This is a genomic window from Falsiroseomonas selenitidurans, from assembly GCF_012103215.1.
Classification (GTDB): Bacteria; Pseudomonadota; Alphaproteobacteria; order Acetobacterales; family Acetobacteraceae; genus Falsiroseomonas; species Falsiroseomonas selenitidurans.
Window position 1 is genome coordinate 39434 of record NZ_JAAVNE010000018.1, and the last position, 12385, is coordinate 51818.

Below are 12385 nucleotides of genomic sequence, written 5' to 3' on the forward strand. Positions count from 1 at the left end.
CGCTATTCCAGCTTGACGTTGCCCAGCCGCACGGCGCGGCGATAGATGTCCAGCTCGTCGCGGATCACCTGGCCGTAATAGGCCGGCGTGATGTTGGCGGCCGGCGGAATCACCGCGCCCAGGCTGCCCAGGCGCTGCGCCACCGTGGCATCGGCCAGCGCGGCGGCCAGGGCGGCGCGCAGCTTCTCCACCACCGCCGCCGGCGTGCCGGCCGGTGCCAGCAGGCCGAGCGTGGTGCTGAGCTCGGCTTCCACCATGCCCGCCTCGCGCAGCGTCTCCACCTGCGGCAGCAGCGGCGAGCGCTCGGCGGAGGCGATGCCGATGATGCGCGCGCGGCCATCGGCGTGCAGCTGCAGGGCGGAGGACAGCTGGTCGAACATCACCGGGATGTTGCCCGCGATCAGGTCGTTCAGCGCCGGGCCGGTCCCCCGATACGGCACATGCACCAGGCCGGCGCCGGTGCCGGCGTTGAACAACTCGATTGCCAGATGCGCGCCGGAGCCGGTGCCGGCGGTCCCGGCGGAGAAGCCGCCCGGCGTCGCCTTCGCCCGCGTCACGAACTCCGCCAGCGTGCGCGAGGTGATGTCCTTCGCCACCAACAGCACGATCGGCACCCGGTAGGCCATGCCGATCGGCGCGAAGTCGCGCAGCGGGTCATAGGGCAGGCGTTCCATCGCCACCGGGAAGATGGAGACCGGCGCCGTGCCGGTGATCAGCATGGTGTAGCCATCCGGCCGGGCCTTGGCGACCGCATCCGTGCCGACGATGCCGCCGGCGCCGGCCCGGTTCTCCACCACCACGGGCTGGCCCAGCGCCTGGCTCATCGCCGGCTGCAGCAGGCGCGCGGTGAAGTCCACGTTGCCGCCCGGCGGATAGCCGACGACCAGCCGCACCGGCCGTTCGGGAAAGGCCTGCGCCCGGGCCGGGCCGGCCGCCAGGCCGGCAAGCCCGGCGGCGGCGAGAAGCGTGTTGCGGCGGGTTGTCATGGGGTGTCTTCCTCCCTGGTTGCGGCGCGGCGCGCCGCGAATTCACGCTCCAGCAGCGGGATCGAGCCGCCAGCCTGCCAGATCTGCACCATGCGGGCCGAAAAGGGGCGGGATTGCAACCTTCGGCCATCCGGCAGCGTCACCGTCCCGGTGGCCGGATCGGCCTGCAGCACCTCGCCATCCGCGACCGCGACGTGGATGCCCGGGCAGGTCATCACCGGCAGGCCATGGTTCAGTGCCCGGCGCAGGAAGCCCGCATCGCAGCTTTCCACGACCACCACGGCGATGCCGGAGGCGCGCATGGCAACGCTGACCTCCACATGGTTGTGGTGCGCGAAGTTGCGGCCGCCGACGACGATGTCGCCCTGCCGCACCTGGTCCGGGAATTCCGGCCGCAGCCGGCGGAAGCACATGGCGCGCAGCGCCGCCTCGTCGAATTCCTTCCCGAAGCTGTCACGGATGATGGCGAATTCGATGATGCCGTCATCGCCATGCACGTCGTCGCCGAATTTCCAGACACGGCCGCGGCAGGCGGTGGTCATGCCACTTCCCCCGCCAGCATCGGCCGCGGATCGACGATGCGGCCCGCCACCGCCGAGGCCGCGACCACCGCCGGGCCGGCGAGGAAGACGCGGGAGGAGCGCGCGCCGTTGCGGCCCTGGTAGTTGAACTGCTGGGTGGAGATCAGCACCTCGTTCTCGTTCAGCACGCCCTGGTAGCCCCAGCAGGTGGTACAGCCGGGGGCGAGGATGGTGGCGCCGGCTTCCGCCAGCACCGCCAGCAGCCCCTCCCGCGCCGCCTCCACATAGACGCCACGGCTGCCGGGCGTGACATAGAGCGTGACATGCGGCGCCACCTGGCGGCCGCGCAGCAGCCGCGCCGCCTCCCGCAGGTCGTCCAGCCGGCCATTGGCGCAGGAGCCGATGGTCGCCTGGTCGATGCGCTGGCCGGCCGCCTGCGCCACCGGCACCGCGCCATGCGCGTCCGGCGGCAGCGTCACCATGGGCTGGATGGCGGCAAGGTCGTAGGTCAGGCGTGTCATGTAGGGCGCCCCCGGATCCGCCCGCACCACCTGCCAGGGCCGGCCGCCATCGCGCGCCCGCACGTATTCCAGCGCCAGCGCGTCCGGCTCCATGATCCCGGTGTAGGCGCCGGCGTGGAACAGCGAGGCCAGGATCGCCTGGCGGTCATCGAGGCTGAGCGTGGCCAGGCCCGGCCCGTCGAATTCCACGCAGCACTGCAGCAGGCGCCCATCGGCCGTGCAGTCCCGCAGGATGGTCTGGATGACGTCCCGCGCGGTGACGCCGAAGCCGAGCCGGCCGGTCAGCGTGAGGCGGGCGGAGGGCGGCACGGCGATCCAGTTCTCGTCCTGGATGATGGCGACGATCACCTCCGTCGAGATCGGCAGGTTCAGCGCGCCCAGCGCGCCGATGGAGGCGATGTTGCCCTCGTCGGAGAAGATCAGCGTGCCGGGCCGGGCGAAGCCGCGTTCCGTCAGCACCAGGTGGCGCAGCCCGTTGCCGGGGCCGAAGAAGTTCTCGATGCCCTGGCGGTCGCACCAGTCGCGCAGCGTGCGGTGGGTTTCGTGGTGGTGCGAGCCCATGGCGGCGGCGGTGGAATGGTCGATCACCATCACCGCCTTGTCCGGGCGGGGGATGCGGTCCACCCCGATGCGCTCCAGGTTGCGCTTGTGGCCGGGCCAGAACAGCTCCTGGCAGGCAACATAGTCGGGGCTGACGGTGACGTAGTCGCCGGCCTCCACCGCATCGCGCCCGCAATGCGCGGCGATGATCTTCTGGGCGATGGTCTGCGCTCCGCCGTGCGCCAGGCTCATCGACGCGGCCCGGGCCGCCGCCCGGTGTCCCTGATCCGCATGCATCCTCCCCGCCGCTTGTCGCGCGGCGTATCCGTTCAGGTTTATGGACCAGACTTATGGCCGATGGTAGCCCGCCGGTGCCGCCAGCCCTTGCGGAATCCGCCGGCCACCCGATCCTGCGCGGGTCGAATCCGCCAGCGGGAGAGGGTCCATGCAGCGCTTCACCTACGAGGCCGCGCCGATGCGCGTGGTATTCGGCGACGGCACGCTGGCGGCGCTGGGGGCGGAGGTGGAGCGCCTCGGCCTGCGGCGCGCCGTGCTGGTGGTCACGCCCAGCCAGGCGGCACGCGGTGCGGCGCTGGCGGCGCAGCTCGGCCCGCTGGCGGCCGGCGTCATCCCGCTGGCCGCGATGCACACGCCGGTCGAGGTGACGGAACAGGCGCTGGCCCTGCTGCGGGCGATGGGCGGCGACGGGCTGGTGGCGGTGGGCGGCGGCTCCGCCATCGGCCTGTCCAAGGCGCTGGCGCTGCGCAGCGGCCTGAAGCAGATCGCGGTCCCCACCACCTATGCAGGGTCGGAGATGACGCCGATTCTCGGCCAGACGGAGGCCGGGCGGAAGCTGGCGCTGCGCAGCGCGGCGGTGCTGCCGCAGGTGGTGATCTACGACGTGGCGCTGACGCTGGGCCTGCCGCCGGCGCTGTCCGCCACCTCCGGCCTCAATGCCATGGCGCATGCGGTGGAGGCGCTGTACGCGCCGGATGCGAACCCGGTCACCAGCCTGATGGCGGAGGAGGCCATCCGCGCCCTGGCCGCCGCCTTGCCGGCGGTTGTGGCCGAACCTGGCGATCGCGCCGCGCGGGCGGAGGCGTTGCAGGGCGCCTGGCTGGCCGGCGCCTGCCTCGGCGCCGTCACCGTCTCGCTGCACCACAAGCTGTGCCACGTGCTGGGCGGGTCCTTCGGCCTGCCGCATGCGGAAACCCATGCCGCGGTGCTGCCCTGGGCGGTGCAGTTCAACGCCCCGGCGGCGCCGGCCGCGATGGCGCGCATCGCCCGCGCGCTGGGCCAGGCGGATGCGGTGGAAGGGCTGTTCGCGCTGTCGCGCCGGCTGGGCGCGCCGGCCAGCCTGGCGGCGCTGGGCCTGGCCGAATCCGACCTCGACCGCGCGGCGGAGATCGCCACGGCCGCGCCCTATCCGAACCCCCGGCCGGTGGAGCGCGCGGCGATCCGCGCCCTGCTCGGCGCCGCCCTGCGCGGCCGCTGAGCGGCGCCTTCGGCTTTCGCGCCGCCGCGTTCAGGCGCTGGCGGACAGCGCCATCGGCGGCGGCAGCGGACCGGCCGCGCCACGGTCCGATGCCGGGGGCTCGGCCAGCAGGCGGCACAGCGCCGCGGCCAGGGCGCCGGCGGCCAGCGGCTTGCGCAGCAGCGCGGTGCGGCCCTGGCCGCCATCGCCGCTCCAGCCTTCCGGCAATTCACCGTAGCCGGTGGCGAAGATCACCGGCACGCCGCGCATCACCAGCAGGTCGGCGACCGGGAAGGCGGCGTAGCCGCCCAGGTTGACATCAAGCACCGCGGCATCCGGCGGCTGGTCGCCCTGTGCTTCCAGCAGGCCGAGGGCCTCCCGCAGCGTGCCGGCGGGGCCGAGCACGCGGCAGCCCGCCGCGCGCAGCTCCGCCTCCACCGTCATCGCCACCAGGGGTTCGTCCTCCACCACCATCACGCGGCGCCCGATCAGGCGCCCCGTGGCGGGCTGGCCCTGGGCCTCGTCGGACGGGCCGGGCTCTGCCGGCCCGTCACGGCCCGGCGGCCGGGCGAGGCGGTCGGCGGCGATGTCCAGCCGGCAGGACAGGCCCTCCGGCTGCCAGTCGAAATGCGCCTTGCCGCCCAGCTGCCCCGCCATGGTCGCCATGATCAGGCGGGAGCCGAAGCCGCGCCGGGTCGGCACGCCCGGCACCGCCACGCCGCGCTCCAGCCAGTCCAGCCGCAGCCGCCCGCCGGCTTGCAACGCCCAGCGCAGCGTGAGCCGCCCGCCGGGGCGGGAGAGTGCGCCGTGTCGCGCCGCGTTGCTGGCCAGTTCGTGCAGCACCAGGGAGACGGGCTGCACCGCCTCGGCCACCAGCCGCAGCGGCGGCCCCTCGATCCACACGCGCTCGCCCGCCCGGGCGCTGCCCTGGGGCACACCGGCATCGGCACCGTCCGGCGCCGCCGCGTCGAAGGGCCGCCCGGCGAAGGGGGCAAGCTCCGCCGCCACCAGGTCGCGCAGCGCCCCGCCCGCCCAGCCTTCCCGCGACAGCAGCGTGTGCGCCCGCGCCAGCGCCCCGATGCGGCCTTCCACGGCCGCCACGAAATCCGCCGGCCGCTCCGCCTCCGTCAGCCGCAGGATGGACTGCACCACCGCCAGCACGTTCTTGGCGCGGTGGTCCACCTCCCGCACCAGCACGGTCTGGCGCTGTTCGGCGGCGCGGCGTTCGGTGATGTCCTCGCCGGCGGCGACAAGCGCCACCAGCCGGCCTTCGTCATCGCGCAGCGCGCAGTCGCGCCAGACCAGCAGCCGCTCCGCGCCATCGGCGCGCAGCACCGGGCCTTCGCGCGCCGAGGTCTCCGGCGCTTCGCCGTGGTGCAACGCCAGGAAGGCCTGGCGCAGGGGGCCGCGCAGGCGTTCGGGCAGGAAATCGCGGAACCAGTCGCGGCCCAGCGCCGCCTGCTCGCTTTCCAGGCCCAGCACCGCCAGCCCGTGGTGGTTGATCCCGGCCACCCGTCCATCCGGGCCCAGCACCACCAGCACGGCCTGGGCGACATCGAAATACAGCCGCGCCCGGTCGCGTTCCGTCCGCAGCGCGGCCGCGGCTTCCTCCGCCGCCGCCAGCCGGCCTTCCGCCACCGCCCGCACCCGCGCCGACTCGGCCGCCTGGTCCAGCGCCAGGCGCAGCGCCTCGAACTCCGCGATGGGGAAGCGGCCCTGCGGCGGCGGTGGCGGCAGGCCGGCCTGGGTGGCCTCGGCCTCGCGCGCCAGCGCGTCCACCGGCCGCAGCAGGCGCCGCGCCAGCAGCCCGGCCAGCAGCAGGCCGAGCCCCAGCGCCACCGCGCCGCCCAGCGCCAGGCGGCGCATCGGCCGTCTCCAGGCGGCCGAATAGCGCGCCAGCGGCATGGTCACCACCACGCTCCAGGGCACCCGGTCCAGCCGTTCATGGGCAGCGACGATGGGCGGTCCTTCCAGGGAAGGGCCATCCGCCAGGCCACTGGCGCTGCGGGCGATCGGGCCGGCGATCCAGCCCGGTGCGGGCGTGCCCACCGCCGCGGCATGGCCGACCGAGCGGGCCAGGATGGTGCCATCCGCGGTCTGGATCAGCCCGGCGACCTCGCCGTTGCGCACCCGGCCGAGCAGGCTGGCCAGCCGCGCCGGGTCGAAGGCCAGGATGACCGCAAAGCGGATCGGCGGCACGCCGCCCGGCGGCTGGGCCGTGGGCCGCGGGATGACCGGCGCCACCACCGCCAGCACCGCCTGGCCGGAGACGCTGCCATGGAACAGGTTGGTGACCACCGGCTGGCCCGTGGCCAGGGCCTGCTCGATCCACGGCATGCTGTTCGGCCGTGGCAGGACGGTGCCGAGGCTGCGCAGGGAGTTGAAGATCTGCCGTCCCGCCGCATCCACCAGCACCACCCAGCCACCGAAGGCCTCTCCCACCGCGGTGGCCCGGGCCACGACATCGGCCAGCGCCTCATCCTCCGCCGGCAGGCCGGCGCCGCCCGGCGGGATGGTGGCATCCTCCAGCAGCCGCAGCGCGCGGGAGCCGGCGAGGGCGGTGGCGGTGGCCACCGCCACCTCGATGTCGCGATCGACCGCGACCGCCAGGCCGCGCGCACCGGATCGCAGCCCCTGATCCGCGACCTCCTGATAGGCGGCACCGAGCTGCCAGGCGGTGATGCTGCCGATGAGCAGGGCGGGCGACAGCACGCAGATCACCAGGATCAGCAGATGCGCCCGCAGGCCAAGGCCACCGCGCCCCAATGACGCCGCCGCGCCCCGCCCCGCCCCCCGCACGCTAGGCATTGTTCTGATCCCCAAGGGCAGCCCCTCCCGGGCCGAACATGTATATTTGGCACAGTTGCTGGCCGGCGGTGCGGGGCCGGGCCGCACGCTTGCGTGAAGCGGCGCCCGGCGGCCCGGATGCGCCCGGCCTGGCGGCGGCTGGAGCAAGAGGCGTTCAGATGGAATCATCTGAGCGCATGTCTTGCACTGGAATCAGAGACTTCCAGAGCACGCTGCGTTCACGCGAACGCAGCGTGCTCTCGGCGAAGCGGCCTCAGCGCGGCTGCGCGCCAGGCGCGCCCTGCGGCGTGCCGGGCGGCGGGATGACCGGCGTGGTGTTCGGCGTCGGCTCCGGCACGCTGCCCTGGATGCCCGGGTCGATGCCGGGTGGAGGCGGCACCACGCCACGGGCGATGCCGGGCTGCTCACGCGGCACCTGCGTGTCGTCGGCACGCGGCGCCTGCGTGTCGTCGCCACGTGGCGCCTGCGTGTCGTCGCCACGCGGCGCCTGCGTGTCGTCGCCACGCGGCGCCTGCGTGTCGTCGCCACGCGGCGCCCTCTCCGCCTGGGCCGGCCGCGTGGCACCCGGGGGCAGCGCGGGCTCGGTCAGGCTGGTCTGCGCGGCGGCATTGCCGGCGAGCAGCGCGGTGCAGGCCAGCAGCAGCGCCGGCAGCCGGACCGGCGTGGCCCGACCGGAGACGGGCTTGAGGGGCTGAGGCGTCATGGGGCGGTGCTTCCTGCGGTTCCTGCCAGAACGCCCCGCGAGGCCGCCCGTTCTCAGCGCCAATACGGGATGCGTCCGTAATGGCCGTAAAGGCGCTGTTCGTAGTCCTGGTCGGCCGTTGCCGCGGGATCGTATTCCGGGCTGCCGCGCACCTGCTCCCGCGTCAGGCCGACATGCAGCATCTGGCCGTTCCAATCGACCTCGCCGATCCATTTCGGGTCGACCAGCACCTTGCGCCCGGGCCACCAGTTGCGCGTATCCACCACCAGGTAGCGGATCGCCCAGCCCTGCGGATCCAGCAGGAATTCCTCGGCATGGCCGATCGAATCGTCGCTGGCCTGGATGTAGTAGCCCCGCACCTCGTTCAGGCTGCGCAGCCGGGGGTCGCCACGCTGCACCGCCGCACCGGCCCCGGCCTGCCCCGGCGGTGCCTCACCCTCCGGCACGCGCCCGGCCAGGGAGGGCGCGCCCGCCACCCCCATCATCGGCGGCACCATGCCTGGATGGGTGGCGATGCCCGCGGACCAGTAGGGCGACCAGCCGTAGTAGCCATGGATGTCCGTCTCCAGCTGGCGCGAGACCGGTTGGTCCTGCTCCACCCCGGGGCTGTCCTTCACCTGTTGCCGCGTTGCCTGCACCGGGAAGCTGCCGCTGGCCGCATCCGGCTCCCCCAGCACCGCGGTCGGCAGCAGCACGCGCTTGCCCGGCAGCCAGGTGCCGGTGTCCACCACCGCCCAGCGCACCGTCCACGCCTGATCGTCGAACAGGATGTCCGCAACGCTGCCGATGCCGCCATCGCTGGCGCGCACGCTGCTGCCGATGATGGTCGAGGATTGCCAGAGCGTGGAAAGCCGGCCTGCCATCGTCATCTCCTTCGCGAGTGTCCAGCCGGGCTAACCCCTCGCCGGCGCCGGGGTTGCGGCGCAGCCTCATCCCCCCCGGCCGCCGCCACGGCGCGCCGCCGCCCCTGGCCGGCGGGAGACGGCCACCACCACGCGCCCGCCGCGGTGCCGGCCGGCGGGGGTCGCGGCAAGGTGATGGCGGCCGGTGGGGGGGGGAGGGTGGTGGCCAGGGGCCGGCGGCGGCCGGCGCGCCCTGGATCGCCTCGGCAGGCCGGGCCGGGGAAGGCCCGGCCGCGCCGCCGGATGCGGGAACTGTCAGCCCTGGCGGGCGACGAACTGCTCGAGCCAGTGGATGGTGTAGTCGCCGGCCTGGAATTCCGGGTCGGCCACGATGCGCTGGTGCAGCGGCAGGGTGGTCTTGATGCCGGAGACGACCATCTCCGCCAGCGCCCGCTTCAGCCGCGCGATCGCCTCCGGCCGGGTCGCGCCATGCACCACCAGCTTGGCCACCAGGCTGTCGTAGTGCGGCGGCACCGTGTAGCCGGCGTAGAGCGCGCTGTCGACGCGCACGCCGAGCCCGCCGGGGGCGTGGTACACGTCCACCCGCCCGGGGCTGGGGGCGAAGGTCACGGGGTCCTCGGCCGTGATCCGGCATTCGATCGCATGGCCGGAGAAGCGGATCTCGGACTGGTCGTAGCCGAGCGTCTCGCCGGCGGCGATGCGCACCTGTTCCTTCACCAGATCCACGTTGCAGACCATCTCCGTCACCGGATGTTCCACCTGCAGGCGGGTGTTCATCTCGATGAAGGCGAACTGGCCGTCCTGCCACAGGAACTCCAGCGTCCCGGCATTGCGGTAGCCCAGCTGGCGCAGGCCCCGGGTCACTTGTGCGCCCAGCGCATCGCGCTCCGCCCCGGTCAGCACCGGGCTGCCGGCCTCCTCCACCAGCTTCTGGTGGCGGCGCTGCAGGGAACAATCGCGCTCGCCGAAATGCACCACATTGCCATGGCTGTCGGCCAGCACCTGCAACTCGATGTGCCGTGGCCGGTCCAGGTACTTCTCCAGATAGACGCTGTCATCGCCGAAGGCGGCCTTGGATTCGGCGCGGGCGACGCGAAACGCCTCCTCCAGCTCGTCCTCGGAGCGGGCGACCTTCATGCCGCGGCCACCGCCGCCGGCAGCCGCCTTGATCAGCACCGGGTACTTCACCTGCTCGGCCACCGCGCGGGCTTCGTCCACGCTGGTCACCGCCCCCTCCGAGCCGGGCACCAGCGGCACGCCGAGCCGGCGCATCGCGTCCTTGGCGGCGATCTTGTCGCCCATCATGCGGATATGCGCGGCGGAAGGGCCGATGAAGGCCAGGCCGTGCGCCTCCACCATTTCGGCGAAGTTCGCATTCTCCGACAGGAAGCCGTAGCCGGGGTGGATCGCCTCCGCCCCGGTGATCGCCGCGGCGGACAGGATGGCCGCCATGTTCAGGTAGCTGTCGCGGGCCGAGGGCGGGCCGATGCAGACGCTCTCATCGGCCAGGCGCACATGCATCGCCGTGTTGTCGGCGGTGGAATGCACGGCGACGGTGCGGATGCCCATCTCCTGGCAGGCGCGGTGCACCCGCAGCGCGATCTCGCCGCGATTGGCGATCAGGACCTTGCGGAACATCAGCGCCGGTTCCGCCGCGGGCTGCGCGGCCTCATTCGATGATCATCAGCGGCTCGCCGTATTCGACGGGGGAGCCGCTTTCGATCAGGATCCGGGTGACGGTGCCGGCGCGCGGCGCGCGGATCTGGTTGAAGGTCTTCATCGCCTCGATCAGCAGCAGGGTCTGGCCCTGCGCCACGCGGCTGCCCGGGGTGACGAAGGGCGCGGCGCCCGGCTCCGGCCCCAGATAGGCGACGCCCACCATGGGCGAGGCGACGAGGCCCGGATGCGCGGCGTCGGAGACCGGCTCCGCCGCGGCAGGGGCGGCGACGGCAGGCGCCGCCGCCGCCGCCGGGGCGGCCGGCAGATGCGCCACCGCCTGCACCGTCACCTGCCGCGCCACGCGGATGCGGCTGTCCTTCTCGACCAGCTCGATCTCGGTCAGGTCGGTCTCCCGCAGGATGCGGGCCAGTTCGCGGATCGCCGCGGGGTCGAACATCACGCCCGACATCAGGGCTCTCCTTCTTCGGCCAGCAGCTCCGCCATCGCCTGCAGCGCCAGGGCGTAGCCGGTGATCCCGAGCCCCGCGATGACGCCGGTGGCGACCTTGGAGACGTAGCTGAGGTGCCGGAACTCCTCCCGGCGGTGGATGTTGGAAATGTGGACCTCGATCACCGGCAGGTCCACGGCCTTCAGGGCATCCATCAGGGCGATGGAGGTGTGGCTGTAGCCGGCCGGGTTGATGATGATGCCGGAGGCGCGGCCGCGGCATTCCTGCACCCAGGTCACCAGCTCGCCTTCCCCGTTGGTCTGGCGGAAGTCGATGGCAAGGCCGAGCCCCTCGGCGGATTCCGCGCACAGCGCCTCGACGTCGTCGAGCGTCTCGGCGCCGTAGATCTCGGGCTGGCGGGTGCCGAGCAGGTTCAGGTTGGGGCCGTTCAGCACGGCGATCAGCGGCGGGGTCACGGGGGTGCGTCCCAGGTTGTGCGGAGCCGCATCAGCGGGGTGGCCGGGGCTAGCACGGGCTTCCCCCCACCTCAAGCCGCGCGATGGCAGCCCCGCGCCCGACGCGTCTTGTTCGCCGCCCGCCCGGCGGCCATCTTCGCGCCATGACGGGGACAGCCATGCAGATCGCCATCGAGGTGAATGGAGAGCGGCGGGAGGTGCCCGAAGGCGCTTCCGTGGCGGAGCTTCTGGCGCTGATCGGGCTGGCCGCGCCCAAGGTGGCGGTGGAGCGGAACCTGGAGATCGTGCCGCGTTCCGCCTGGGCCAGCACGCAGCTGGCGCCGGGCGACCGGCTGGAGATCGTGCATTTCATCGGAGGCGGCTGAGATGGACGGAATCCCGCAGAGGAATGCCCCGGTCGATGGGGCGGCAGATGAGCGCCTGGTCGATGAAGGCTGGACGGTGGCCGGGCGGCGCTTCCGCTCCCGTCTCGTCGTCGGCACCGGCCGCTACAAGGACCTGCCGGAAACGCAGCGCGCCATCGAGGCCTCGGGCGCGGAGATGGTCACCGTCGCGGTGCGGCGGGTGAACCTGTCGGACGCCTCGCAGCCGATGCTGCAGGATTTCGTCCCCCCCGACCGCTACACCTACCTGCCCAACACCGCCGGCTGCTTCACCGCCCAGGATGCGGTGCGCACGCTGCGCCTGGCGCGGGAGGCCGGCGGCTGGAACCTGGTGAAGCTGGAAGTGCTGGGCCCGCCGCCCTTCCTGTACCCGGACATGGCGGCGACCTTCGAGGCCGCGGCGGCGCTGATCGCCGATGGCTTCGAGGTGATGGTCTATTGCGCCGACGACCCGGTGGCGGCGAAGCGGCTGGAGGAGATGGGCTGCGTCGCCATCATGCCGCTGGGCGCGCCGATCGGCTCCGGCCTCGGCGTCGCGAACCCCTTCATGATCCGCGCCATCATCGCCCAGGCCAAGGTCCCGGTGCTGGTCGATGCCGGCATCGGCACGGCCTCCGACGCCGCGCTGGCGATGGAGTTGGGCTGCGACGCGGTGCTGCTGAATTCCGCCATCGCCCATGCCGGCGACCCGGTGCGCATGGCGCGCGCCATGAAGGCGGCGGTGGAGGCGGGGCGGGACGCCTTCCTGGCCGGCCGCATGCCGCGCAGCGCGGCGGCGGATCCCTCCAGCCCCACCGGCGGCCTGATCCGCCGAGACACCGTCTGAGACCACCAGCGGGTCGGTCCGGCGACGCTTTTTCTTCCCCGCTGCCTTGGCAAGCTTGCCGATGCAACCCGCATCGGCAGCGCCCGGCGCCTTGCCGGGCCGAAGAATCGCCTGCCGACCCTCAGCCGCCGGCATTCCCAAGCGGTCCCTGAGCCGTCGTGCGGTCCTGCCCGAAGG

General features: G+C 73.4%; 12 protein-coding genes. 3 read left to right on the forward strand and 9 right to left on the reverse strand.

The genetic code is table 11. From position 1 onward, the window contains the following. Positions 1–2: 2 nt before the first annotated feature. From HEQ75_RS12750 to HEQ75_RS12760, 3 genes are read right to left on the reverse strand one after another with little or no spacing between them, the layout of a single operon-like run. The gene (locus HEQ75_RS12750; protein ID WP_168031037.1) at positions 3–986 is read right to left on the reverse strand and encodes a Bug family tripartite tricarboxylate transporter substrate binding protein; all 984 of its coding nucleotides are present in this window, start codon (positions 984–986) and stop codon (positions 3–5) included. Then, positions 983–1528, reverse strand: coding sequence for a 3-isopropylmalate dehydratase small subunit (locus tag HEQ75_RS12755; RefSeq protein WP_168031039.1), 546 nt, complete (start codon positions 1526–1528; stop codon positions 983–985). The genes HEQ75_RS12750 and HEQ75_RS12755 overlap by 4 nt, the downstream gene beginning before the upstream one ends. Continuing rightward, entirely contained in the window at positions 1525–2820 is a 1296-nt protein-coding gene (locus HEQ75_RS12760) for a 3-isopropylmalate dehydratase large subunit (RefSeq protein WP_168031041.1), read from the reverse strand. Before HEQ75_RS12760 ends, HEQ75_RS12755 begins: the two co-directional genes overlap by 4 nt. A gap of 193 nt (positions 2821–3013) precedes the next feature. Here HEQ75_RS12760 and HEQ75_RS12765 point away from each other — a divergent pair, with 193 nt between their 5' ends. Next, entirely contained in the window at positions 3014–4063 is a 1050-nt protein-coding gene (locus HEQ75_RS12765; protein WP_168031043.1) for a maleylacetate reductase, read from the forward strand. Positions 4064–4093: 30 nt separating this feature from the next. Here the strand turns inward: HEQ75_RS12765 and HEQ75_RS12770 are convergent, their stop codons facing one another. The 6 genes from HEQ75_RS12770 to aroQ form a co-directional block, all read right to left on the reverse strand. Beyond that, a complete protein-coding gene (locus tag HEQ75_RS12770; RefSeq protein WP_168031045.1) occupies positions 4094–6850 on the reverse strand; it encodes an HWE histidine kinase domain-containing protein in 2757 nt (918 codons plus the stop codon). A gap of 253 nt (positions 6851–7103) precedes the next feature. Then, positions 7104–7553 (reverse strand): hypothetical protein, encoded by a 450-nt coding sequence (locus HEQ75_RS12775; RefSeq protein ID WP_168031048.1) that lies wholly within the window; start codon positions 7551–7553, stop codon positions 7104–7106. A gap of 53 nt (positions 7554–7606) precedes the next feature. Next, positions 7607–8416, reverse strand: a complete 810-nt coding sequence (locus HEQ75_RS12780; RefSeq protein WP_168031050.1) for a PRC-barrel domain-containing protein — start codon at positions 8414–8416, stop codon at positions 7607–7609. A gap of 294 nt (positions 8417–8710) precedes the next feature. Continuing rightward, the gene (gene accC / locus HEQ75_RS12785) at positions 8711–10054 is read right to left on the reverse strand and encodes an acetyl-CoA carboxylase biotin carboxylase subunit (protein WP_168031052.1); all 1344 of its coding nucleotides are present in this window, start codon (positions 10052–10054) and stop codon (positions 8711–8713) included. A 31-nt stretch (positions 10055–10085) separates the two neighbouring features. After that, positions 10086–10544: an acetyl-CoA carboxylase biotin carboxyl carrier protein gene (gene accB / locus HEQ75_RS12790; RefSeq protein ID WP_168031054.1), complete on the reverse strand. Its 459-nt coding sequence runs from the start codon at positions 10542–10544 to the stop codon at positions 10086–10088. Next, positions 10544–10999: a type II 3-dehydroquinate dehydratase gene (gene aroQ, locus HEQ75_RS12795; protein ID WP_168031056.1), complete on the reverse strand. Its 456-nt coding sequence runs from the start codon at positions 10997–10999 to the stop codon at positions 10544–10546. Before aroQ ends, accB begins: the two co-directional genes overlap by 1 nt. Positions 11000–11142: 143 nt before the next feature. Between aroQ and thiS the strand changes: the two genes are divergently transcribed. Together thiS and HEQ75_RS12805 are read left to right on the forward strand one after the other, a co-directional pair. Further along, on the forward strand, positions 11143–11364 hold the full coding sequence (thiS, locus tag HEQ75_RS12800) for a sulfur carrier protein ThiS (RefSeq protein ID WP_168031058.1): 222 nt from the start codon (positions 11143–11145) through the stop codon (positions 11362–11364). Position 11365: 1 nt separating this feature from the next. After that, entirely contained in the window at positions 11366–12208 is an 843-nt protein-coding gene (locus tag HEQ75_RS12805; RefSeq protein ID WP_168031060.1) for a thiazole synthase, read from the forward strand. Positions 12209–12385: the final 177 nt, after the last annotated feature.

What these genes read in the sequence shown, in the direction of transcription:
- HEQ75_RS12780 (WP_168031050.1), bottom strand. Translation starts at nt 8,416, where the DNA reads ATGGCAGGCCGGCTTTCCACGCTCTGGCAATCCTCGACCATCATCGGC.
- HEQ75_RS12755 (WP_168031039.1), bottom strand. Translation starts at nt 1,528, where the DNA reads ATGACCACCGCCTGCCGCGGCCGTGTCTGGAAATTCGGCGACGACGTG.
- accC (WP_168031052.1), bottom strand. Translation starts at nt 10,054, where the DNA reads ATGTTCCGCAAGGTCCTGATCGCCAATCGCGGCGAGATCGCGCTGCGG.
- thiS (WP_168031058.1), top strand. Translation starts at nt 11,143, where the DNA reads ATGACGGGGACAGCCATGCAGATCGCCATCGAGGTGAATGGAGAGCGG.
- HEQ75_RS12760 (WP_168031041.1), bottom strand. Translation starts at nt 2,820, where the DNA reads ATGAGCCTGGCGCACGGCGGAGCGCAGACCATCGCCCAGAAGATCATC.
- HEQ75_RS12775 (WP_168031048.1), bottom strand. Translation starts at nt 7,553, where the DNA reads ATGACGCCTCAGCCCCTCAAGCCCGTCTCCGGTCGGGCCACGCCGGTC.
- HEQ75_RS12805 (WP_168031060.1), top strand. Translation starts at nt 11,366, where the DNA reads ATGGACGGAATCCCGCAGAGGAATGCCCCGGTCGATGGGGCGGCAGAT.
- accB (WP_168031054.1), bottom strand. Translation starts at nt 10,544, where the DNA reads ATGTCGGGCGTGATGTTCGACCCCGCGGCGATCCGCGAACTGGCCCGC.
- HEQ75_RS12750 (WP_168031037.1), bottom strand. Translation starts at nt 986, where the DNA reads ATGACAACCCGCCGCAACACGCTTCTCGCCGCCGCCGGGCTTGCCGGC.
- HEQ75_RS12765 (WP_168031043.1), top strand. Translation starts at nt 3,014, where the DNA reads ATGCAGCGCTTCACCTACGAGGCCGCGCCGATGCGCGTGGTATTCGGC.
- HEQ75_RS12770 (WP_168031045.1), bottom strand. Translation starts at nt 6,850, where the DNA reads ATGCCTAGCGTGCGGGGGGCGGGGCGGGGCGCGGCGGCGTCATTGGGG.